Origin of the sequence: Neobacillus sp. NPDC058068 (assembly GCF_042885335.1) — a bacterium.
GTDB lineage: Bacteria > Bacillota > Bacilli > Bacillales > Cytobacillaceae > Neobacillus.
Window position 1 is genome coordinate 58,703 of sequence record NZ_JBHVSI010000020.1, and the last position, 23,240, is coordinate 81,942.

Annotated in this window: 18 protein-coding genes; 12 read left to right on the forward strand and 6 right to left on the reverse strand. The window is 39.7% G+C overall.

Annotated features, from left to right (window positions below):
• The first annotated feature begins 707 nt into the window (after positions 1-707).
• The 3 genes from ACFVSW_RS21535 to ACFVSW_RS21545 all read left to right on the forward strand — a co-directional run bounded on the left by ACFVSW_RS21535 (position 708) and on the right by ACFVSW_RS21545 (position 2,586).
• Entirely contained in the window at positions 708-1,664 is a 957-nt protein-coding gene (locus tag ACFVSW_RS21535) for a lysozyme inhibitor LprI family protein (protein ID WP_387318668.1), read from the forward strand.
• 139 nt (positions 1,665-1,803) lie between these two features.
• Positions 1,804-2,361 (forward strand): DUF4240 domain-containing protein, encoded by a 558-nt coding sequence (locus tag ACFVSW_RS21540; RefSeq protein WP_387318669.1) that lies wholly within the window; start codon positions 1,804-1,806, stop codon positions 2,359-2,361.
• A 177-nt stretch (positions 2,362-2,538) separates the two neighbouring features.
• Positions 2,539-2,586: a hypothetical protein gene (locus tag ACFVSW_RS21545; RefSeq protein ID WP_387318727.1), complete on the forward strand. Its 48-nt coding sequence runs from the start codon at positions 2,539-2,541 to the stop codon at positions 2,584-2,586.
• Between the two features lie 598 nt (positions 2,587-3,184).
• On the opposite strand, the gene ACFVSW_RS21550 is transcribed toward ACFVSW_RS21545, so the two are convergent.
• Both ACFVSW_RS21550 and ACFVSW_RS21555 read right to left on the reverse strand, forming a co-directional pair.
• Positions 3,185-3,637, reverse strand: a complete 453-nt coding sequence (locus ACFVSW_RS21550; protein WP_387318670.1) for a DUF4362 domain-containing protein — start codon at positions 3,635-3,637, stop codon at positions 3,185-3,187.
• A 129-nt stretch (positions 3,638-3,766) separates the two neighbouring features.
• On the reverse strand, positions 3,767-3,964 hold the full coding sequence (locus ACFVSW_RS21555) for a hypothetical protein (RefSeq protein WP_387318671.1): 198 nt from the start codon (positions 3,962-3,964) through the stop codon (positions 3,767-3,769).
• A gap of 152 nt (positions 3,965-4,116) precedes the next feature.
• Between ACFVSW_RS21555 and ACFVSW_RS21560 the strand changes: the two genes are divergently transcribed.
• Positions 4,117-5,460 (forward strand): beta-propeller fold lactonase family protein, encoded by a 1,344-nt coding sequence (locus ACFVSW_RS21560; protein ID WP_387318672.1) that lies wholly within the window; start codon positions 4,117-4,119, stop codon positions 5,458-5,460.
• A 159-nt stretch (positions 5,461-5,619) separates the two neighbouring features.
• On the opposite strand, the gene ACFVSW_RS21565 is transcribed toward ACFVSW_RS21560, so the two are convergent.
• From ACFVSW_RS21565 to ACFVSW_RS21580, 4 genes are all read right to left on the reverse strand, one after another.
• Positions 5,620-6,360: an anti-sigma factor gene (locus tag ACFVSW_RS21565; RefSeq protein WP_387318673.1), complete on the reverse strand. Its 741-nt coding sequence runs from the start codon at positions 6,358-6,360 to the stop codon at positions 5,620-5,622.
• Positions 6,350-6,934 (reverse strand): RNA polymerase sigma factor, encoded by a 585-nt coding sequence (locus tag ACFVSW_RS21570; RefSeq protein WP_387318674.1) that lies wholly within the window; start codon positions 6,932-6,934, stop codon positions 6,350-6,352. Before ACFVSW_RS21570 ends, ACFVSW_RS21565 begins: the two co-directional genes overlap by 11 nt.
• A gap of 94 nt (positions 6,935-7,028) precedes the next feature.
• On the reverse strand, positions 7,029-7,526 hold the full coding sequence (locus ACFVSW_RS21575; RefSeq protein WP_387318675.1) for a COG4315 family predicted lipoprotein: 498 nt from the start codon (positions 7,524-7,526) through the stop codon (positions 7,029-7,031).
• A 1,123-nt stretch (positions 7,527-8,649) separates the two neighbouring features.
• On the reverse strand, positions 8,650-8,985 hold the full coding sequence (locus tag ACFVSW_RS21580; protein WP_387318676.1) for an SPW repeat protein: 336 nt from the start codon (positions 8,983-8,985) through the stop codon (positions 8,650-8,652).
• A 479-nt stretch (positions 8,986-9,464) separates the two neighbouring features.
• Between ACFVSW_RS21580 and pbp4b the strand changes: the two genes are divergently transcribed.
• From pbp4b to ACFVSW_RS21620, 8 genes are all read left to right on the forward strand, one after another.
• Positions 9,465-12,164: a penicillin binding protein PBP4B gene (gene pbp4b / locus ACFVSW_RS21585; RefSeq protein ID WP_387318677.1), complete on the forward strand. Its 2,700-nt coding sequence runs from the start codon at positions 9,465-9,467 to the stop codon at positions 12,162-12,164.
• A 362-nt stretch (positions 12,165-12,526) separates the two neighbouring features.
• The gene (locus ACFVSW_RS21590; protein WP_387318678.1) at positions 12,527-13,762 is read left to right on the forward strand and encodes an ABC transporter substrate-binding protein; all 1,236 of its coding nucleotides are present in this window, start codon (positions 12,527-12,529) and stop codon (positions 13,760-13,762) included.
• Positions 13,763-13,851: 89 nt separating this feature from the next.
• The gene (locus tag ACFVSW_RS21595) at positions 13,852-14,784 is read left to right on the forward strand and encodes a carbohydrate ABC transporter permease (protein WP_387318679.1); all 933 of its coding nucleotides are present in this window, start codon (positions 13,852-13,854) and stop codon (positions 14,782-14,784) included.
• Positions 14,781-15,602, forward strand: coding sequence for a carbohydrate ABC transporter permease (locus ACFVSW_RS21600; RefSeq protein WP_387318680.1), 822 nt, complete (start codon positions 14,781-14,783; stop codon positions 15,600-15,602). Before ACFVSW_RS21595 ends, ACFVSW_RS21600 begins: the two co-directional genes overlap by 4 nt.
• A 54-nt stretch (positions 15,603-15,656) precedes the next feature.
• Positions 15,657-18,716, forward strand: coding sequence for a glycoside hydrolase family 2 TIM barrel-domain containing protein (locus ACFVSW_RS21605; RefSeq protein ID WP_387318681.1), 3,060 nt, complete (start codon positions 15,657-15,659; stop codon positions 18,714-18,716).
• A gap of 109 nt (positions 18,717-18,825) precedes the next feature.
• Positions 18,826-20,502, forward strand: a complete 1,677-nt coding sequence (locus tag ACFVSW_RS21610) for an amylo-alpha-1,6-glucosidase (RefSeq protein WP_387318682.1) — start codon at positions 18,826-18,828, stop codon at positions 20,500-20,502.
• Positions 20,503-20,508: 6 nt separating this feature from the next.
• The gene (locus ACFVSW_RS21615) at positions 20,509-21,393 is read left to right on the forward strand and encodes a DMT family transporter (RefSeq protein WP_387318728.1); all 885 of its coding nucleotides are present in this window, start codon (positions 20,509-20,511) and stop codon (positions 21,391-21,393) included.
• Positions 21,394-21,440: 47 nt separating this feature from the next.
• Positions 21,441-22,436: a LacI family DNA-binding transcriptional regulator gene (locus ACFVSW_RS21620; RefSeq protein ID WP_387318683.1), complete on the forward strand. Its 996-nt coding sequence runs from the start codon at positions 21,441-21,443 to the stop codon at positions 22,434-22,436.
• The last annotated feature ends 804 nt before the right edge of the window (positions 22,437-23,240 follow it).

Below are 23,240 nucleotides of genomic sequence, written 5' to 3' on the forward strand. Positions count from 1 at the left end.
GGCTGATGAATGAAAGGACCTCTTCCACGAGTATTCGCTCCTTTCTATTTTAAATGTATGGAAAGAAAAGGCCGGCATCAATACGAAACCTGCCCCTTCCTTATTAAACAAGTTCATAATCAGTCACATTTCGGTCGATGACTCTTGCTCTATTACAGCTGCCAACTTCCCGCTGGCCGTTGTGAAAACCCCCAATGCAATAATCTGTTCCATCGATAATTTCACGACTCCATCGTCACAATACCGGTGCCACCCTATAGAGGAAAACTTAACAAAAAGTCACCACGCTTTCCACAGCCAGTCGCCATGGCACCGCTGGCGTCAATAAAACTCCAACTTCTTAATATGTAACCATTTCTAAGATTATACTTTTATATTGGCAATTAATTCCACGGGTTAATGAGCGAAATTTACAAATCCAGCTCCTGGTAAATCAAAGTGAAAGGAGTTGGGATTTGGTGAGAATTGTCGAAGAATATTGTAAAAAAATGTAGCTTTTACTGGTAAAATAATTATAGTACCAATTACCCACTAAAGACAGTATCGTATTGATGGTGGGATGTCTGCTTATTCAAATTAAATGGAAGCCAAGTTTGGAGTGATCATACTGCTGGATAAAAAAGGTCTAAAATGAATGGAAAAGTTTTTAGTTTAAGTGCAGTTCATCTTAACATGTGAATACAACCTTTATTGGCAGGTGGGGAAAAATGGGGAAATTAATGGCGGCAATTTTAACAATTATAGTTTTGGCAGGATGCGGAAATGGTACATATGACAAAGCAATGGAACAGGGAAAACTGGCGCTGGCCAACAAGGAGTTTGATAAAGCATTAGCGTCATTTGAACTAGCCTTAAATGAGAAACCTAAAGATAAAGCGGCAAAGCAATCCTATGATAACTTAATAGCATTATTAGAAGTGAAAGAAGACATTAGAAATGAGAAGTGGGAGGCGGCTTTGGAGAGGGCTAATAAACTTCTTGAACAAAATGGATTGGTAAGCAGCCTTAAGAAGGAATTAAACCAATCCATAAAAACAGCGGAGGCAGGAAAAGCACAAATTAAATTAGTCACCGAAAAAGTAGAAAACATTAAAGTTTTAGTTGACGGAAAAAATTTTAGTGAAGCCCAAAGACTCATAACGGAACTTAAACAAGATCAGAAGGTGAAAGAGGTATTTAATCGATTTTCGGAAGAAGTAAATAAAATTGAAGTCACCGTTAATGAAGAATTGAAGAAGCAAAAGGAAGCAGAAGAGGCAGCCGCTAAAGAAAAGGCCCAAGCTGCAGCAGGTGCCGCGGCCGCTAGTAAAAAGAAAGAGTTTATAATAAAGCTTAATGATATTGAGGAGGGTTTTGCGGAGCTGAATTACTTATACGCAAATGGTGTCACATCGGAAATGCTAGAAGCAGAAAATGAAAAAATCACGAGGTGGGATAATGCCTTAAATGAGATTTATGGTTATTTGAAACTTCAACTTCCGGCCAGTGAAATGAACAAATTGAAGGAAGAACAACGTCAATGGATAAAAGACCGAGATCGTGCTGCAAATGCTTCAGCAGCTAATTCGGGAGGTGGGTCGATGGCAGAATTAGAATACGTTGGTACAGTTCTACGACTCACAAAAGAGAGATGTTATGAATTGTTAAGTATTTATATTAAGTGATTTGTGATTTAAGCAACTAGAATTGCGATACCAAGTTAGGTATCGATGTTTTTTGAAAAAATTGTAAATGGATTTTAAGCTTAATAAAATAGGGATTAAGAAGTAATTCTCTTTCTACATATACTGGAGGGATCATAGAGTGAATAAAACGGAATTCTGGAATTTAATCAATCAGTCCAAGTCTTACGAAGAAGAACGGGTCGAATGGCTGACAGAAGAACTTAGCAGGCGACCAATAAATGATATTGTGGATTTTGAGTTTATTTTCCAAAGTTACATGAATGAAAGCTATCAATCCCACCTATGGGGAGCGGCTTATCTGATCATGGGCGGATGTTCGGATGATTCTTTTGATTATTTTAGAGGATGGCTCATTTCACAAGGGCAGGAAGTATACGAGAAAATACTAAAGAACCCCGAATTCTTAGCTAACTATCTATCTGATGAAAATTTGGGAGAAGAAGGTGTTCCTGAATACGAAGAATTCCTAAGTGTAGGCTTTGATGCCTACACACTCAAAAAGGATGGAGACCCTGAAGAATGGGATGAAAGGTTGTATGACGAGATGCTAGAATTGCTGTCTCAAAAGGGACTGGCAGATAATAATGAAATTGAATTTGATTGGGAAGATGACGATGATTTAAAAGCGATGTTTCCAGCTCTATGGGAACGATTTGGAGAAGATCCCTTAGGTTAAGCGGCTCACTAGAGAGAAGAAGGTGAGAAAAAGGGATTAGAGCAAGGAGTCGAAAAAGGAATAGAAAAAGGTTTAATTAAAGCGAGGAGAAAGTTGGCAAGGAGATTAATCCAGGACAATTTTTGCGGATGAATATATTTCAGATCTGACAGAACTGGGATTAGATGAATTTAAAGCATTAATGGGAAATGGTATTACTTTGATAAAAATGGTGTTATGCCATAACTGTAATTTATGCTTGGAGAGGTCCTCTGGGCATTTTTTTATTTTCATTGGATAAAGCGAAGTATAATAAGCATATAATAAGGCTGCTTTCGTAAAGAATGTTGTTATTAACCTTCATTATGCTTCCAAAAATCGTTGGAATAGTGTAAAAATACACCTAATTAATAAGTGGAACAGATATATTAGCGGATTTTGGATGTTTATTAGCGAATCTACAATTTTATTAGCGAATTCGACCCATTTATTAGCGAATTTTCAATTTTATCAGCGAATCAATAAAAGCAACAATCTTTTAGAAAAGAGCTATAATAAAAAGGAGAAGTGCAGCTAACACCTCTCCCCGCACCCTCCACCGTTAGGGTGGTAGTTGTCTAAGTAATTATTCTTAAAACCACCCTTTTGCTTGCGTAGGGTGGTTTTCCTTTTCTATAGTACATTTTTGCGAAAGAAAAAGGCGCTTACCTTACAGGTAAGTGAATTTATTAACCGAATAACATTAGAATTCACAATCAAATTAGCAGTATAATTGACACAAAAAAACGCTTGGCTCAACCAAGCGTTTTTCAACTATTTATTATTATTTTGCTTAAATTCTCGATCAATTGTGTTTTAATTTATCTTTTTCTACACGAATTAGAAATCCGTCATGACCCTTTGAACAGCCACTTACAAAGAATTCAACTTCGCCTTGTTCAATTTCCTTCTTAGTTATTTCTGTACAAACATCTTTTTTTATTCCTTTATCTTTTCCAGCATACTCATCCTTTGAATTATCATACGTATATTGAATATCCTTTCCATCAAATTGCAAGTCTTGGAATATAGGGTCTCCTTCGTCTGTATAACCAGTAACTCGTATAGTGTCTTCTTTTTTGTTGGATAGGTTAAGTAAGAACTGTTCAAACCGCTCTAAATTAGCGGCTTCACCCTGAAAAACAATGTCGCCTCTTTTAATAGCTTCCTCAGAACTATACGATGCTCCGTTGCTTGAACAACCAATAGTGCTGATTACAATCGAAAGCAACATCATTGCCAAGAGAAATCTCTTCACTTCTTCCCCTCCAAACGGATTACCAATATAAGTTCATTTCCATACCTTTTTAGATATTCTATCCATTTAATTTTAGCATAAAATTTCCATTTCTTTTCAAAAAAATGAGTCCGCTGAATATCAAGCAAACTATCTAGATATGTAAAAAGCATCGGCAAAGACCAATACTTTTTTATACTGAAATCTTTTATAAGAAAGTGAGAGTCGACCCTTATCATATGGTAAGGGTCGACTCTTTTTGTGTTTTAAAGAGTGGATTTCCTTCTTCGTCCATCCCGCTTCAAATACCAAGCGAAGCTTCGTTCCTTCTAATAACGACTGTGCCATTTCGACAACCTCTTTGAAAAGATCTTCTCGAACGGAAACTATCAAACTATCATTCTAAACCTTTTAAACTTTTTTTAAAAAAATCAAACCGATTAGTAAAATGCTTCGTTTCCTTCAGTGAGAAGCAAAATTACGTTTAAGGAGTGTTATGAATGAAATGGAGAAGTTTTTTAGTTGCAGCTTTAGTGTTTCTTTTAATGCTTCCAGCTGTGATGAATGCCGCTGGTAATGAAAGCAGCCGTAATGGGGATGAGAGCGGTTTCGACAGCCACATTACGAATAACTCCCTAGCGGTAAGCCCAGATGAAAAGACCGGAGTTGTCTCAGATAGCCGTGAGCATTCAATCCTCGTCTTTGACCTTAAAAAAGGCACTTTGCGCAAAAAGATTGACGGCTTTGTCACTCCAAGTAATCTGGTGTTCATTGACGGAGGATCACAGTTTGTCGTCTCGGACAGTACGCTCGGTACCTTACGATTTTATAACACAAAAACACTAAAACTGGCAGATGAGGTTGTTGTTGGCCCGGGAGCATTTGGAACGGCAGTCAGTCCTGATGGAAGTACGATGTATGTTAACAACCAGGCCCACAGTTCAGTAACAGTTGTGGATCTTGAAAGCCGAAAAACAACTGCTGTTATCACCGGGTTTGCCCAGCCTCGTCAAGGGATCGTTGTATCACACGACGGAAAATATATATTCGTTACAAATTTTAAAGGTGATAAGGTATCTGTGATTGATGCCGCTGCGAAGAGTATCGTTCGTGAGATCACCGGATTTTCAATGATTCGCGGGATATCTGTGGGTCCAGATGGAAGTACGTTGTATGCGGCAAACAGCGGCCGTGACAGTATTTCTGTGGTTGATCTTTCACGTGGTGAGATTGTCAGTGAAATAAAGGTTGGACGGGAACCATATGGTGCAGCCCTGTCGCCTGATGGCAAACTGCTTTTCGCTAGCAATAAAGCGGACAATACAATCAATGTGATAAACGTTTCAGACAACCAAATCACCGGGACTATTAAAGGATTTCTGGAGCCACGGCAAGCAATCGTCTTCAGTCAAGATGGAGCCCGGGCGTATGTCCTTAATCGTGATCTATCCATTTCCTTTATCGATGTGAAGAGCAGTACAATCGTCGATACGTTACGAGCCGACCGTTCATACAAGCTTCAGGTATTAGAAGCCGTTGAAGTCGGAAAATATTTAGCGGACAAGGAAGGAATGTCCCTTTATTATTTTACAAAGGATACCCTGGGAGTAAGTAATTGTTCCGGAAAATGCCTGGAGAATTGGCCGCCGTTTTATGCGGATAATATCAAAGCTGTGGATGGGTTCCATAATAAGAATTTTGGGACGATTACGAGGGAAGATGGACAGAAGCAAACCACGTATAAAGGTTACCCTCTTTATTACTTTGTGAAGGATCAGCAGGCCGGAGATATAAAAGGACAAGGTGTAAATAATATCTGGTATGTTGTAGGCAAGGATTTTTAATAAGGCGCGGGTCCCTGTGCCATCGCCCTGACATTGGGGAGGATCCCTTTCGGAAAAATTTTACTGACAAAGGTGTTCAGTACTTGAAACTGAACACCTTTGTTTATTGCTTATAGATTTCTCCCTACCTGATTTGTCCCAATCAGGGGGGTTCCCATCTTAAATGGTTCCCATTACCTTTTGACCTTGGGGTTGTGTGTTGTTTGGGTTTGGTTCTAGGGTTATCCCAATGCCGTCGAACGAGTGGTCTTTTGGCATACGATAGGTGATTAGGCCGTTGCCGTTCAGGTCAGGCTTTAGTGTACCGGCATTTTCACGATTTCCATTCTTCAGCAGCCACACTTGGTATACCTCCCCGTCCTTGGTACTTGGCATATTGTTTAATTCAATGACAAGGATAGTGTCGCGGCCTTCTTGAAGAAGATAGGCATTGCCTTTTGCTGATGCGGCTGCATCCTGTCCTTGCAAATTAAATGTCCTGACAATTTGCGCATGTGGTGCAGCATTGTCTTCTAATACGATAATTGTGTCTTTTAACTGGAGGTTATTCCATAACAATCCAATCAGCCCCAGTACTAATACGGCCATGATACCAGCAGATAATGGAGAGAATTGTTTGGCCAGGAATCCTTTCAATTTTTCCAGAAAAGGAGGTTTTATAGGTTCTCCTGCCTGTTCCTTATTTTCTTGAAAAATAAAATCCATCACTTCAGCTTTTAATGATGTTGGAACGTCCATTTCTTCGATATCAAAAGAAAGCATCTGCCACGGCTCCTTTAAGGTAGTAACCTCATTCTGACAGGGAATACAAGTTTTAAGATGGTGTTCAAATTGTGCTCTTTCATTTTCAGACAGTTCATCGATAATATAGAACGACAGGTTTTCGCATTTATTTTCCATGCTGAAACCCTCCAGTTTCTTTTCTAAAATAATTTCGCAGTTTTTTTAATGTTTGATGCAGCCGGCTTTTAATCGTGCCGAGTGGTTTTTGTTCCATTTCGGCAATCTCACTTAAGGAGTAGCCTTCCCAGTATAATAAATTGATGAGGCGCAGTTGTGGCTCCGAGAGCTGTTGTTTGGCCGCTTGGATTTGCTGTTTTAATAGATTACTTGAAACTTGCTGCAGCACATCTTCTGTTTGCAGATCCTGCATTTGTCCCCATTCGTTCGCTTCAAGCTGCACCATCCCCTGCTGTTTTTGTTCCTTACGAATAAGATCAATGGCAATATTACGGGTAATCGTAAGGAGCCAGTTTACAAATTTCCCTTGTGTCGAGCTGTAGGTTTGTTTCGTCGTCCAAAGCCGAAGAAATACCTGCTGGACCATTTCTTTTGCTTTCTCACTATCCCCTTTAGCCATTTTAAACGAGAAGCTGTAGACAAGCTTCACATAGCGATCGTACAGTTCTTCCAGTGCAGGTCGGTGGTCTTCGACAATTAATGCCATCAGTTCCTCGTCCGTTTTCGATTTCACTGCTAGGTTCTCTCCCTTATTTTAACGAGTTTACTAAATTATAAATCTTGGTATGAGAAAAAGAACTGCCAAATGGGGCAGTTCTTAATGAGCATTATGGCGCAAAAGTTGTTTCACTGTTTACGATAAACCAAACGTCTTTTACTCCTTGGCCGTTTACATCACCAGAAGCCTGATCTTTGGCAAAGTAGTAAAGCGGGTAGCTTTTATAGGTTGTTTGTTTTTTACCCGTATCATCACGCGTGATTGAACCGAAGTCATCTTTGTTAAAACCTTCTGGAACGTCAAAGCTTTCTTCGTAAAAGGAAGGCCAGTTTTGCAGGCATTCCCCGCTGCAGTTTGATGTATCTGGTTTATCGTTTTTGAAATAGTAAAGCGCCATCCCGTCAGCGTCGGCAAGATATTTCCCGGCTTTTTCATTTTCCTGCAGCTTCAGTGCCGGCATCGGTTCGCTAGAAGCTTCCTCTGCTTCCTTAGAACCTTTTTCTGATTGCTTACTGGTTTGTTGCTTCTCCGTATTTTCTTTTGAATTGCATCCAGTCAGAAGCACCCCTGCGAAAAGTAAAATAAATAACCAACTCCACTTTTTCAAAAAATCTCCTCCTTCAATTGTTCTTTTCAATAAAGGTAACGAGGGAAGAGGGAAAACGGTTCGATAATAAATGAAAATAGTTTGGGATTAGACTTAAAGTGAAGGTTCCTGTACTGGAGCACCTCGAATTTTGTCGAAGAATGAATTGCACGCCCCGATATTTGTCGAATACTGATAGGTTGTTAGAGTGGAAATAAAAAGACTGGGTGCCAGGCACCATCCAACGAATTTCCAGTTGCGAGGAAAAATAAGGGAAGATGATCAACGTTATCATGCTTCTTTTTTAATTCTCCATTTAAAATTGTTCCTTTGGCTGAAGATCAATCTTTTCTTCCGCTGAACCTATAATCAAATACCATCGATGAGGACAGAGCTATGTTTAATCAAACGTTTATTTAACTGACAAAATTTTTGGCCGTTAATCTGATTTAATCCTTTACCAGTGGGCTTTTCGGCGTATTTAATCAAACGTTTATTTAACTGACAAAATTTTTAGCTGTCAAAGGGGGTTATCCCTTTTACTGGGGGTTTCCCGGCCGATTTAATCAAACGATTAATTAGATTATCTGAAGGATATTTTGTTAGGGTTTGTCGGTTTGGGAGTGGGGTGGGTAAAAATGGATGAGTGGAACCAGATATAACGCCAATACTCGTCAATTATTCTTAGAAAGGAAGAGAAGAAGCATTGATATACCTAGGATAGGTAGCAATTTAATCAAACGTTTAGTTAACTGACAAAAATTTTAGCCACCGAATTGATTAAATCCTTAAATGGCAGGATTCCTGGCATAGTTAATCAAACGTTTAATTAGTTTTAATGGATGGGAATTTTGTTTAGATTTGTCGATCAGGTGGCTAACGCCATTGCTGCGGGGATCATGGTTGCCTTAATCGGTGCCCCCTAATTTATGTATTTATTTTTGAAAAAATAAAAAGAAGAACCTTCCAGCATAATCATTTGCTAGAAGGTTTATTCTTTGCCCTAAAACTAGGTGCAATAATGGAAAGATGGAAAGCAATCAGGGTAATTCAAGCAAAGAACAGAATAAAGAAAAGTGCTTAATGCTTTCTAAACGATTAAACGAAGATGAGAAAGGCTTATAACTTCAATTAATGATAATTATTAACCAGCGGCATTTGAGCTTGCTTTGGATCCTAAGTTCCATAAGCTAAATAAAGCCGTGAGTATACCAAGAATTACACTTGACCAAACCTCTCCATCTGATAGTGAATAAATAAATGGGAAAATAATAAACCAGATCCCAGTAATAAGTGAAATCCAGCTTTGCCACGAATCCCATCCGGATTTACTGTAACCCCACAAGGCGACGATAAACTGAATGGCCCCCAAAATTAAACTTAACCACAAGGCTCCTGATTGATCGGAAAATCCCATAACCCAAGGTGCAATAAAAAACCAAATACCAATTAACGCATTTAAAAGGCTCCTCATTTGCATAATTACACCCCCTTGAAGTTTAAGAAACCATTAAAGATTTCTTTGATAAATTATATGCAGTGGAATCGAAAAGTTTAATGAAAATGTAACACATATTTTCAGGAAAAAATATTGAACCCTTTCATCAATTAATCCCTCCACTGCCTTTTTTCTAAAACGATAACAGAAAAACAGAAAAATAGTCCAAAGGAACTAATGTAACGAAATTTCACATTTTAACCTTCTAATGTGAAATAATATTCCGTATAATCTGAATATAACAGCAACCATTTTGTACGGATTAATCGAACAAGGTGGTTTTATTCTCGTGCTTTTTGAGCTGGAGATGAATCATATAAAACTATTCAAGGAGTGATGTCTGCTGGTAAAACCCGATCAGATTAGCCTTTTGACGATTGCCGGCAAGTGTTTAGCGTCCAGCATTATCTAGTTCGGCTCATCAAATGACCATGGAAAAATAATTGAAAGAGGTGCAAACATTGACAAGAAAAGGGATTGTAACCATGATGACAATTATTGCGATGCTATTAACCTTTATCCCAGCCAGCTCTTCCATCTTCGCAGCAACAACTACGCAACTCATCGTCCACTATCATAAAAAGGGTGGAAACTACACAGGAAATTTGGAAGCGTTTTCTCTTAATGGTCAGGTAAAAGGTACCGTGTCAGAAAAGACTACGGATGGATTCGGACTAAAAATGACTTACAATTTTCCAAACATCGATGACAATTCATACATAGGAGTTGTCGTAAAAGAGGACAGCGTTTTTCCTGAGGATAAAAGATTTGTAAGAGCCAAAAATGGAAAAGCTGAAATATGGCTGATTGATGGCGCCCCTCGCGTATACAATGAACCTCTTTCCATCGATCCTAAGCTTATTACTAAGAAGGACAATAAAGGGTACGTGTCCGTTGAAGATTTAAAAGATGTATTAAATCTTACTTATAAATATGGAAAGAACACGTACAAATTTGACGGCGCGAATACCGGAACCGCCGACATTTTAACAATCTACCATGATCGTGACTATTTTGAAATCAATATTAATACGAACCGAATTGGTTCTAATGTGACTGGAAATATGACCTCTGCCTATACCGACCTCGTTTTCCATGACGTAGACGGATATAAGGAAGGGAACAAATATTATTTATCGATAGGCTACATCGAGAGATTATTTCAAGTTGCCGCCCTCACTGATAATAATAAGGTACTTTTGCTCAAGCAACAAAACGTCGCTTATGATCAAGTAACCCGTGCCAAAGCTCCAGAAGATGTAGGTTTTTCTTCTGAAAAACTAAGTAAAATTGATGATTATATTAATCAACAAGTCGAGAGTGGATTTCCGGCAGCAGCGATGATTGTCGTGAAAGATGGAAAAGTTGTCAAAGAATCCGCGTATGGCTATTTGAAAAAGTATGATACACCATTTGTGGATGGTGCCTATAAACCTGCGGCACTTTTGCCTAAATCCGACTGGGAAAAAGCAACAGTAGATTCGTTATTTGATATGGCTTCCAACACGAAAATGTATGCAACAAACTATGCCATCCAAAAACTCGTCTCGGAGGGGAAATTAAACTTAGATAAGCCACTAAGCTCTTTTCCTGGCTGGGAAAACTTTAAAGATAGCTATACTGTTTACACCGGTAAGTGGACACTAGGAGGCAGCGGCGGGCTAAATAAAACACCACGTACTGGAAAAGAAACGGTTACGATCCGTGATATCCTCCATCACTACGGCGGCCTTATTCCCGATCCGGAATATCCAAATAAGAATTCAGCAGGTGATTTATGGTATCAAACCAATGATCATACCAATCGTGCCGGAGTAATCGACGTCATTTGTAAAACTCCATTGCAATATACTCCTAGAACTACGTACGCTTATAGTGATGTCGATTTTATGATTTTAGGTTTACTAGTGGAACAGATTACAGGCATGCCATTAGACGAATATGTCGAAAAGAATATTTATAATAAGATGGGATTAACGCATTCTGTATTTAACCCATTAACAAAAGGCTTTTTAAAATCGCAAATTGCGGCAACAGAGCTAAATGGAAATACCCGTGATGGTTTTATTAATTTCGGAAAAATGGAGGACAATTCACCGGTTAATATCAGAAAATATACGTTACAAGGTGAGGTCCATGATGAGAAGGCTTGGTACTCGATGGCAGGAGTTGCTGGGCATGCCGGATTATTCTCCACGACAGGTGATATGGGCGTTTTAACGCAGCTTATGCTTAACGGTGGTATTTATAACGGAACACAATTTTTCACCAAAGAAGTTGCCGATGAATTTACGACACCATATGATCCCGATCCAAACAAGGTAGACTCATCAACCACTGGCTTGGGCTGGAGGGTACATTCAAAAAGCGCTGCTGCTTACTACTATTTCAATTGGGGTCCGAGCCGAAGCACCTATGGGCATCAAGGCTGGACAGGAACGTTAACGATTATAGATCCGGTTTATAATATGAGTATTACGATTCTTACTAACTTAAGGCATTCGCCTGTTGTCAGTCCTCCAAATGGATTTGCCGGGTCGAATTTTCCAATCGCTAATTTAGTTCCGATATCCGCGCTTGTCTATGATTCTCTATTCTCGGACAAAGTGCAATACAGTCCCGATGCACCTAAAGCATTGTCTGCAAAGGCAACCGGCATCAAAACAGTTGATCTTAGCTGGAACACCGTTTCCGGAGCGGACAGCTATAACGTCTATCGTTCAACGACAAGTGATGGGGCATTCGAAAAAATCAATACCGAACCGCTAGCGACAAATTCCTTTACTGATACGGGCTTACACACTGGTACAGAATACTACTACAAGGTTACCGCACTCAACACTGTCGGTGAATCCGCGCAATCTGATCCAGCGCATGCAACGACGGTATCCGTTAGCGATGTTTACGATTTGATAGGGCAACTCATCAAAAAATTTGCTGATTCTGGGGATTTAGGCGATCCAATTAAGGTGCAGCTAACAAACAGTCTTAAACAATCCGAAGATCAATATAACAAAGGACACAAAGCTCAGGCAATTAAGAGTTCTCAGGACTTCCTAAAGCATATGGACAATCAAGGGCTGCAAAAACATATTACCGAAAATGCAAAACAGGCTCTAGAAACAGAAGTGAACATTTTAATAGAAGCTTTGACGGATTAGAAGAAGATAGGCTAGGGGACAGGCAGAGGGCACTGACAATGTCCATGAAATGAGAAAAAGAAGTTAATCACCTACTATCATATAGGTGGTTAACTTCTTTTTTTTTGGTCGAAAGACGAAATAATTTAATTGTCAGAACCTCACCATTTTTACTAAAAGTACCCTCCGTAAAAAAGCCGTTTACCACCCACTCACTTAAAGTTATCTCCTTTCCAAACTTGTATAAATTTCACAAAACCGTTTTATATTACATGATTCTCATAAATTCACCTAAAGGATTTTAGTAAAAAAGACAAATAAACCGTTTACATTTAGTAAAATTCAGAATACAATGAAGTTGTCAGTATAAAAGGAGGATCACTATGAAGCTAGTAAAAACAATTTTATCTGTAGCCATTGCATCAGGATTACTTTTAGCGGGTTGTAGTTCATCGTCTGGCAATGGCAGCAGCGACAAAACAGCAGATGGAAAAGTCAAAATTCGATTTGCTACATGGGATGTTGGGGACGATGTTAAATTACAGCAAGGTTTGATTGATAAGTTTAATGAAACTCATAAAGACATTAAAGTTGTTTTAGAAGCTTACGGTAGTGATTATGATACAAAAATCACTGCTGGGATGGGTGCAAAGGATGCACCAGACGTTATGTATATGTGGAACTACCCGCAATACAAGGATGCATTAGAGCCTCTTGATTCTTATATTGAAAAAGAGGGTGCAGAGTACAAAGGTAATTTCTATGAAACTCTTTGGAACTACAATTCAGTAGATGGAAAAGTCCTTGGGCTGCCAGTTGGCTATACAACGCATGTTGTTTACTATAACAAAGCCCTTTTTGATAAAGCGGGAGTTGAATATCCAAAAGCGGGTTGGACTTGGGAAGATCTCCAAGAGACAGCCAAAAAGCTAACAAACAAAGATACAAAGGTAAGTGGATTTGCTTTCTCTGGTAAGCCGGATCCGTATGATTTTGAAATGTACCTATGGGGTAACAATGCCTCCTATGTTGATAAGGATGGAAAGCTAAAAGGGAACCTGGATTCAAAGAAATCAGTTGAAGTTTTTGATATGTTCCAAAAGATGGAAAAGAGTGGTGTCGCTATTGCAAGTGAAGGTTCAGGAGATACGGAAATGAAGTCTGGTAAAGTAGCGATGTATGTCTATGGCGCCTGGGGATTAAACCCATTAAAAGAAGCTGGTATTGATTACGGCGTAGTGGAATTACCGAAGTTTAAAGATGGAAAAAGTGTAAGTATTTTAAGCTCTTCAGGTATTTCTGTTTCGAAGGATTCCAAGCACAAAAAAGAAGCATTTGAGTTTATTAAATTCTGGACGAATGAAGAAGCGAATAAAGCGAGAATCGCTTTTGAATTACCAGTTTTAAAATCTGTCGTAAAAAGTGAAAAGCTTGAGCAAGATGAAGTGAGAAGTGTGTTCTACTCCATGTTGGAAAAGAGTGGCGGTTACACTCCATCTTCCTTCATCGTGGATGACTGGAGCCAAGTATCTGACAATCTAAATCTAGTATTCGAGCAAATCTTTAACCCAAGCACATTAATGGATCCGAAAAAAGCATTAAGCAGTGTTGTCGAGTAAAATGGTAAATCTGTAATGAGGTAAAGCACTTCATCGTGAAATGTTGGGTGCTTTCCTCCATTTTAATCTGAACTTTAAGGGGTCATCTTATGTTTAGTAAATCGAAGAAAGCGAGTAGCTATCAACTAGTAAGTAGGAAGGTACCCTATTTATTTATTTCACCGTGGATCATTGGGTTCTTGGTGTTTACCTTGGGACCATTGGCTTTTTCTTTAGTCATGAGTTTTTTTGATTGGCCAATTACAAATGCCCCAACATTTATTGGGATTGACAACTATAAAAATATGTTTACAGCCGATCCCCAATTTTATAAATCCTTATGGATTACCTTGAAATTTGCCGCTATTTTTGTTCCATTAAATTTGGTTATCGCATTAATACTTGCCCTTCTTATTACTCAACCTGTAAAAGGAATGAAATTTTTCCGTACTATTTTCTATCTGCCGGCTGTTGTTTCCGGTGTGGCGATTTCGATTATTTGGGGATGGATTTTCAACTCCGAATACGGAATTTTAAACTATATTTTATCCTTAATTGGCATTGATGGGCCAAGATGGCTGATCGATCCAAAATGGGCGATCCTTACAATCGTCATCGCAAGTGCCTGGGGCGTAGGAACGATGATGCTGATTTTCTATACGGATATCAAGGGAATCCCGGCTGAAATATATGAAGCAGCAGCGATTGATGGTGCCAGCCCGCTTCGTCAATTCATCAGCATTACCATCCCAAGTATTTCGCCAACGATTTTATTTAACGTTATTACATCGGTCATTGCAGCCTTACAGCAATTAACACTCGTGCTCCTGCTGACCGGCGGAGGTCCGCTGAAATCAACCTATTTCTATGGTCTATACGTATTTAATAACGCGTTTAAGCATCATCATTTAGGCTATGCAAGTGCAAACGCCTGGTTCATGTTCATCATTATTTTAGTATTAACGATGATCATCTTTAAATCATCATCCACTTGGGTCTTTTATGAAAATGAAGTGAAAAAAGAAGGGAAGAAGAAAAAATGAAGCTATCAAAGAAGCACAAAATAATCATATACGGCCTTCTCGGATTATTTTCACTTTATTTCTTATTGCCATTTGTGTGGGTAATCCTTTCTGCTCTAAAAACGCAAGCTGAGGTTTTCGGTTTTCCGCCAAAGATTTTTCCAAAAGTCCCGCAGTGGCACAACTTTGTGGATGCCTGGAACAGCCAGCCTTTTGGAACGTATCTTATGAACTCGGTGATCGTTACGGTGATGACGACTTTAGGACAATTGATTTCCTGTTCGTTGGTTGCCTATGGGTTTGCAAGATATGATTTTAAATATAAAAATATCCTGTTCGTTCTATTGCTTGCAACGATGATGATTCCCTGGGATGTTACGATGATCCCTTTATACATGGAATTTAATATGTTCGGTTGGATTAACACCTTAAAACCATTAATTGTCCCGGCGTTTTTTGGGTCTGCTTACTATATCTTTTTGCTCAGACAGTTCCTGATGAATATTCCTAAAGATATGGAAAATGCAGCGAGAATTGATGGGGCGAATGAATTCCAGATTTTCTTTAAAATATTCGTCCCGATCATGAAGGCACCGCTTATTTTAATCGCGGTATTAAATATTTTATCCGTATGGAACGACTACCTTGGTCCATTAATTTTCCTTCAGGACCAATCAAAATACACGTTAGCACTAGGACTTGCAGCGTTTAAGGGAGTTCACACCCTGCAAATTTTACCAATTATGTCGATTACACTAGTCATGATTGTTCCGCCTGTAGTCGTCTTCCTGTTTGCGCAGAAGTATATTGTCGAAGGAACCAGTGGAGCAATCAAGTAATTTTCATAAAAAAAGCCAAACATTTCAACAAAGAATTATTCGGAGGAAGATATTATGCTACGTGAAATGAAAAGATGGGAAAATATCCATCTGACAGGGATCAATCGACTTCCCGCCCATACCAATTTTTATCGATATGAAAATCGAGAGAATGCCGCTACCTTTAATAGAGAAAATAGTATTGGCTATCGATTGCTCGACGGAGTTTGGAAGTTTCTATTTGTAGAGGCACCTGAGCTTTCGCCAAAGGGCTTCGAGTCAGAGGATTATGCGATTGAGAAGTTGGATGATATGGAGGTACCTTCCAGCTGGCAGATGAAGGGTTATGGCAAGATGCATTATACCGATGTGTTGTATCCTTTTGCGATTAATCCCCCATTTGTACCGCAAGAAAATCCGACCGGGATTTATTTCAAGGAGATCGTGATTGACGAACTTTCAGAGGAAGAAGCGCTGATCTTAACATTTAATGGTGTCGATTCCGCTTTTGATTTATATGTAAATGGGCAGCATGTTGGCTTCAGTAAGGTTTCCAGATTGCCTTCCGAATTTGATATTACACAGTTTGTGAAAAAAGGAAGCAATCGCGTAACCGTCAGAGTGTATCAATTTTCCGACGGGACCTATTTAGAGGACCAGGATATGTGGTGGCTCTCCGGTATTTTCAGAAGCGTTGAGCTATTTACCATCAATAAGGATACACTGCAGGATGTATTTGTTGAAACATTGCCGGATGAAAACTATGAAAATTTTACATTAAAAATTGAAGGAGCGTTTTTTACCAATCATGTAAAAAATGTTAGTGCCACTCTTCGAAATGGTGATGAAAAAATCGATGAATTTACGATTGATGTGGTCGATGGCCGCTTTGAATTCAGTAGATTGGTAGAAAATCCGCTGTTATGGAATGCCGAGGAGCCAAACCTTTATACACTTGAGTTTGAATATTTCTTGCCATCCGGCGAAAAAGAGATAGTACCGCTCAGAATCGGCTTCCGTTCGATTGAAATCATCGATAACGAAATTCGTGTCAACGGAAAACGGGTCTTCTTTAACGGTGTAAACAGACATGATGCCAATCCAAAGACGGGTAGAACGGTGAGCTATGAGGATATGCTCAAGGATGTCAAAATGATGAAGCAGCATAATATCAATGCTGTTCGGACTGCGCACTATCCAAATAATGATGTGTTCTATGATTTGTGTGATGAATACGGTTTATACGTGATTGATGAGGCTGATCTTGAGTGTCACGGTTTTGAAAATACAGGCAATTACAATTGGATTTCCGATAATGAGCTGTGGGAAAAACAATATGTTGACCGTGCCGTCCGCATGGTGAAAAGAGACCGCAACCACCCGAGTGTCATCATGTGGTCACTGGGAAATGAGTCAGGCGCAGGACGTAACTTCACTGCTATGTACAATGCCATCAAGGCCATCGACGCAACAAGACTCGTCCATTACGAGGGCGACAGAGTTGCAGCTTACAGTGACGTATACACAACGATGTACACCCGTTTGGCGCCACTTGAAGAAATCGGCAAGGATGCTGAAGGCAAGAAGCCTCATATTCTCTGTGAATATGGCCATGCAATGGGGAATGGCCCTGGCGGCTTAACCGAATATCAACAGGTGATGCGTAAGTATCCTAGACTACAAGGCGGCTTCATTTGGGAATGGTGTGATCACGGGATTGAATCGACTGATGAAAATGGCGCAACCATCTATCTATACGGCGGAGACTATGGAGACTTCCCTACAAACGGAAACTTCTGTATTGACGGGCTTGTGTTCCCAGATAAAACGCCATCACCTGGACTCATTGAGTATAAAAAAGTCATTGAGCCGATTGTAACGGAGGAAGTAGATTTACAAGAAGGAAAGGTTCTTGTTAAGAACTTATACGATTTTAGGAATTTAAGTGGGATCGTTCTTCATGTGACGGTCAAATCCTTTGATGTACTCATTGAGGAAAAAGAAATCAAATTACCAAGCGTCGCTGCGCAAGAAGAAGTGGAGATTGTTTTACCAGTAGATGTAGCAAAAGCAGCCCTCTATGACGATGTTCGTATTTATCTAAGCTATCAAGAAGCGGAAGATACGCTTTATGCAGCCAAAGGTCACGAGCTTACGAAGGAAAGCTTCTTGCTTGCTGCTACTAAAGTGGAGAAAACAGTTAAAGCTGTCGTATCTGATGGATCCGACTTTATCATCGAAGACGGGGCGGCTCAGCTTACCATTGAGAATAACAAACTCAAGGCTGTTTTTTCAAAGGTATTTGGCACACTGGAATCCTTCACAATAGAAGGAGATGAAATCATCCATAAAGGCCCTGAGGTCACACTTTGGCGAGCGATAATCGACAACGATATGTATAAAAAGGATGACTGGATTAATAAGTACTTCCTGAAAAATACAAAGGAACAGCTTGGAACGATTACGTACGAAGCGGTTGAAGACTATATCGATATTGAAATCACTAAGTATCTATCAACTGTCAACCAAGCGTGGGGCTTCCACCTCACTTATCACTATCGAATCATGAAAAATGGTGCCCTTAACGTTGACCTTAAAGGCACGAAGGTTCTGCGGGGCAACGAAATTCCTGAGATGCTGCCACGAATCGGCGTCACCTTGCAGCTGAATCAGGATTATAAGGACGTAACTTGGTATGGACGCGGCGATTCTGAATCGTATCAGGACACGAAACGCAGTCAACCGGTTGGGTTATATAGTAAAACAGTTGAAGACATGCATATTGATTATGTGTATCCACAGGAAAATGGTTCACGCTGTGACACTTCTTTCTTAGCGGTTGCAAAAGGGGAAGACATGTACCTAGTCAATTTTAAAGAAGAACATGATTTCACGATCCATGATTATGAAACAAGTTCTCTTGAAGAGGCGAAGCATCGCGCTAACATCAAAAAGTCACCTTACAATACGTTGACGATTGATTACAAGCAAAGCGGTGTTGGAAGTAATAGCTGTGGCGAAGAGCAGCTTCCTCCGTACCGAGTAAAGGTAGAGAATTTCCACCTTCAATTTGAAATGAGAAAAGTCAAGAAGGGCAATCTAGTAGAAGAAAGCAAATTCTTTATCGCACGTTAACAGTAAGCAGGGGAAACCCTGCTTATTATCAAATTGGAGAATAGTAAAACGTTCAATTTTGAGAATTGTCTAGCGCTTGTGCTTTTCTAATTAAAAGGAGAAAGAATCCATGAAACTTGATATTAGAGAAATTCCCTTTTCCCGATTTGGTTCATATTTTTGTGTATCACAGGAAAAAGATGCTGATGAAATTTATATCCGAGATGTCCACGGTGGCGATGACGCTCCATCAAAACTTTTTAAACTGGATCTGTTACAGAATGGCGCTCCGAAAGGGTTCGACATTCTTGCAACGGAAACGGCTTTGCGCTTCCAATTAGTGGGCGATGAAGAGAAGTATGCGGAAATTATTCTTCCGGAGGAGGATGAACTTCATATTGAAACAAGCGGAGTTGAGGTTCGTTTGAAGGCAAGTAAAGTGAAGTACGATACTTTACATGAATATGAAGATGGGATGTTTGAATACCACATTTATCCGAAGGAATTAAAGCTGATGATCAGTAACCTATCAGGCGAGATGTCAGTTGAGGCGCCATGGAATGTGATTGGAAATGACTTTATCGACATTCGCATGAAAAATGGCCATTTTGTCATTGAGAGCTATCGGACTGTTTATCAGCAAAAGGAATACGCAAGCTTTGAAGCGGGGAAAGAAAAGGTCGAAGGGCTTTACCGGGAATGGGTAGCGAACGTTACCAAGGGCAGCGAGGTGTACCAGCCTTCGATTGGTCGGGCGGCATATATTACCTGGTCAAGTGTGGTCCACCCTGATGGCATTCTGAAGGATTATGCGATGTATATGTCGAAGCTTTGGATGTACAACATTTGGTCATGGGATAACTGTTTTAATGCCTTGCATTTGGGTGCGAACTATCCGGAGCTTGCTTATTCGCAGTTAAAAATCTTTATCGATACCCAGGACGATTCAGGGGTATATCCAGATTTTGTTAATGATAAATTTATCTCTTATAACTGCATTAAACCGCCGGTCTTTACGTATGTGTATGAAAAGCTGATGGATATGAATGACTATTTCAAGGATCCCAATCGTTTACGTGGGATTTATGATTCTACCAAAAAAGTTATGCACTACTATGATTTATATCGGACCTATGAAGGCAGACTCCCTCATTATAAGCATGGTAATGACTCAGGCTGGGATAATGCGTCATTGTTCCATCAAGGTATGCCGGTCGAGGCACCAGATTTAGCAAGCTTTTTAATCAGAACGTATGATAGTTTAGCTCGTTTTGCCGTGATTCTTGGAGAAGAGGCGGAAGCGACACAATTTACCAAAAAGGCCGATTCTTTATTTGAGTTACTGATGGAGCGACTGTATGACGAAAATGGTTTCTTTGGGCGTGTGGGAAAAAATGCCGAAAAGATCGACTTCCGTTCAAGTTTGATCTTACGATTGCCTGTATTAATTGGCTATCGTTTAGAGAAAAAGGTGATGGACCAGCTTGTTTGCGACCTTGTTGAAAACTTTGAAACTCCGTATGGTTTCGCAACAGAAATGCCATCAAGTCCATTATATAAAGAAAATGGCTATTGGCTTGGTCCAATTTGGGCGCCTGTTACCTATCTTTTTGTTGATTCTTTAACAAGTTTTGGCTACAGTGAAATTGGAAAGAGAATAAGAGATAAGTTTTTAAATCTTACGTTAGTAGGCGGTATGGCAGAGAATTTTGACCCCATCTCAGGAAAGGGACTCGTCGATACCTCTTTTACATGGACATCGAGTGTGTTTCTGGAATTTGTCGAGAAAAAATTAAAGGATGATTAAATGAACGTGCGTAAATATATTGGGGAAATCGGTCTTACGATTGTCGCAATTATTTGGGGAAGCGGGTTTGTGGCCAGTGCGATTGCACTTGAGCACTACACACCGTACCAGATTTTGGCGATTCGGTTTTTGATTGGTGTTCTTTTGTTAAGTCTTGTATTTTTTAAGAAATTCAAAATGATTAAAAAGAGCACGATTATGAAAGGCTCGATTATTGGCATCTTTTTATATGTAGCATTTGCCCTGCAAACGGTGGGTTTGCAATATACAACACCATCAAAAAATGCCTTTCTAACCGCGGTAAATGTGGTGATTGTTCCGTTTATTGCGTTTTTTATTTATAAGCGAAAAATGGATAAGTTTGAACTTTTTGGAGCGATCCTGGCGGTTACAGGTGTCGGCGTCATTTCGTTGAAGTTTACGTCTGAAGTCAATTTCGGTGACCTGCTTACCTTGTTATGTGCAGTTGGCTTTGCTTTCCATATTTTCTACACAGCACAGTTTGTCAAGGACGAGGATCCGATTCTCTTAACGGTTATTCAGATGGCAACAGCTGCGATTTTAGGATTTATTGTCGTTGTTTTCAAAGGAGAAACCAGCTTTTCGACGAACGTCGAAGGCGTTTCCAATGTGTTATATTTGGGTGTTTTCTCGACAACGATTGCGTTTTTACTGCAGACAGTCGCACAAAAATATACAACCGAAACAAATGCGGCCATCATTTTATCGACCGAGGCTTTATGGGGGATGGTCTTCTCAATCATTTTATTAAGTGAGGTTATCACGTTGAGAATGGGCATTGGCGCCATCCTGGTTCTTTGTGCCATTATCATTTCTGAAACGAAGCTCCATTTTTTCAAAAAGAAAACCCTTGAGGAAGCACTGGAGTAAGCGATATTCATTCAACAATATAAATACGAGTTAAGTGGGTAGGTATTATGGCTACGATTAAAGATATAGCTGATTTAGCACAGGTTTCAATGGCGACAGTATCCAGAGTGTTAAATTATGATGAAACATTGAATGTTACACCAGAGACGAGAAAGCGGATTTTTGAGGTGGCAGAGGAATTAAATTACGTCGTAACCCAGAAAAAGAAGACAAAAAAGAAGGGTCTCATTGGCCTCTACTATTCCTATTCGCTTGAAGAGGAATTGCTTGACACCTACTATTTATCCATTCGGGTGGCTTTGGAAAAAAAGCTCGAAAGTATGGGGATGGAACTCTATAACATTAACAAAGATGATACAAAGAGAAGTATTTCGAAAATAGATGGGATCATTTGCCTTGGAACATTTAAGAAGGTAGATATTGAGTTAATTAAGAGTTTTGAGAAGCTGTCCGTGTTTGTCGACGCCAACCCTGATAAGAACTGCTTTGATTCTGTCATCATTGATTTCCATTCCGCAACGAAAAGTGCGCTGGATTATTTAATGGAATTAGGTCATCAAAACATCGGTTTTATCGGTGGGGTTGAAACAGATATGTACGGGAACCGCTTCAAAGATTTGCGCGAGGATGTGTTTGAGTCCTATTTAAAGGAAAAGGGTATTTTCAATGGAGATTTCGTTAAAAACGGCGGCTATAATCCAAAGGATGGCTACTTGATCTTAAAGGAGATGCTAAGTGCGGATGCAAAACCAACAGCCGTGTTTGTGGCCAACGATACCATCGCGGTAGGGTGTTATAAAGCAGCTTATGAATTAGGAGTCCGGATTCCGGATGACCTTAGCATCGTTGGCTTTAACGATGTATCATCCGCACAATACATGGTGCCGCCGCTCACGACTGTAAAACTATACACTGAAATAATGGGCGAAACCGCCGTTGATCTGCTATTAGAAAGAATCGCATCGAAACGAGAAATTTGCAAAAAAGTAACCATCCACACAAAACTAATCATACGAGACAGCGCAGCAACCGTGAAAAAGTAATTTTGTGGTGCGGGGCTGTAGTTGATGCTAAAGAGGGGGCAGTCATCACTCGATTTTTGTCGAAGATGGATGGCTGCCCGGGCATCGAAGTAGAATCAGTCTACTTGGATGTTTAAGTAGATTTTAAGCCCGGGCATCGAAGTAGAATCATTCTACTTGGATGTTTGAGTAGATTTTAAGCCCGAACGTCGAAGTAGAATCAGTCTACTTGGATGTTTGGGTGGATTTTTAAGATCAAACCCCGATGTAGAATCGCTCTACATCGGGGTTTTTACAAATTTTATATCCAGAAGTCGAAGTAGAAACCACACTCCGTCGTCTTATCGGCCAAGTGTGACGTACTCAATAATCGGTTTGATGAAATTCGTTTGGAATTTCCAAAAATTGAGTTTGTTTGGATACCATTTGCAAGATTATTTGGTAGAAACGTGTTCCAATAGGGTTGATTGGATACCATTTGCAAGATTATTTGGTAGAAACGTGTTCCAATAGCGTTGATTGGATACCATTTGCAAGATTATTTGATAGGAATGGGTTCCAATAGCGTTGATTGGATACCATTTGCAAGATTATTTGGTAGAAACGTGTTCCAATAGCGTTGATTGGATACCATTTGCAAGATTATTTGGTAGGAATGGGTTCCAATAGCGTTGATTGGATACCTTTTGCAAGATTATTTGGTAGAAACGTGTTCCAATAGCGTTGATTGGATACCATTTGCAAGATTATTTGGTAGAAACGTGTTCCAATAGGGTTGATTGGATACCATTTGCAAGATTATTTGGTAGAAACGTGTTCCAATAG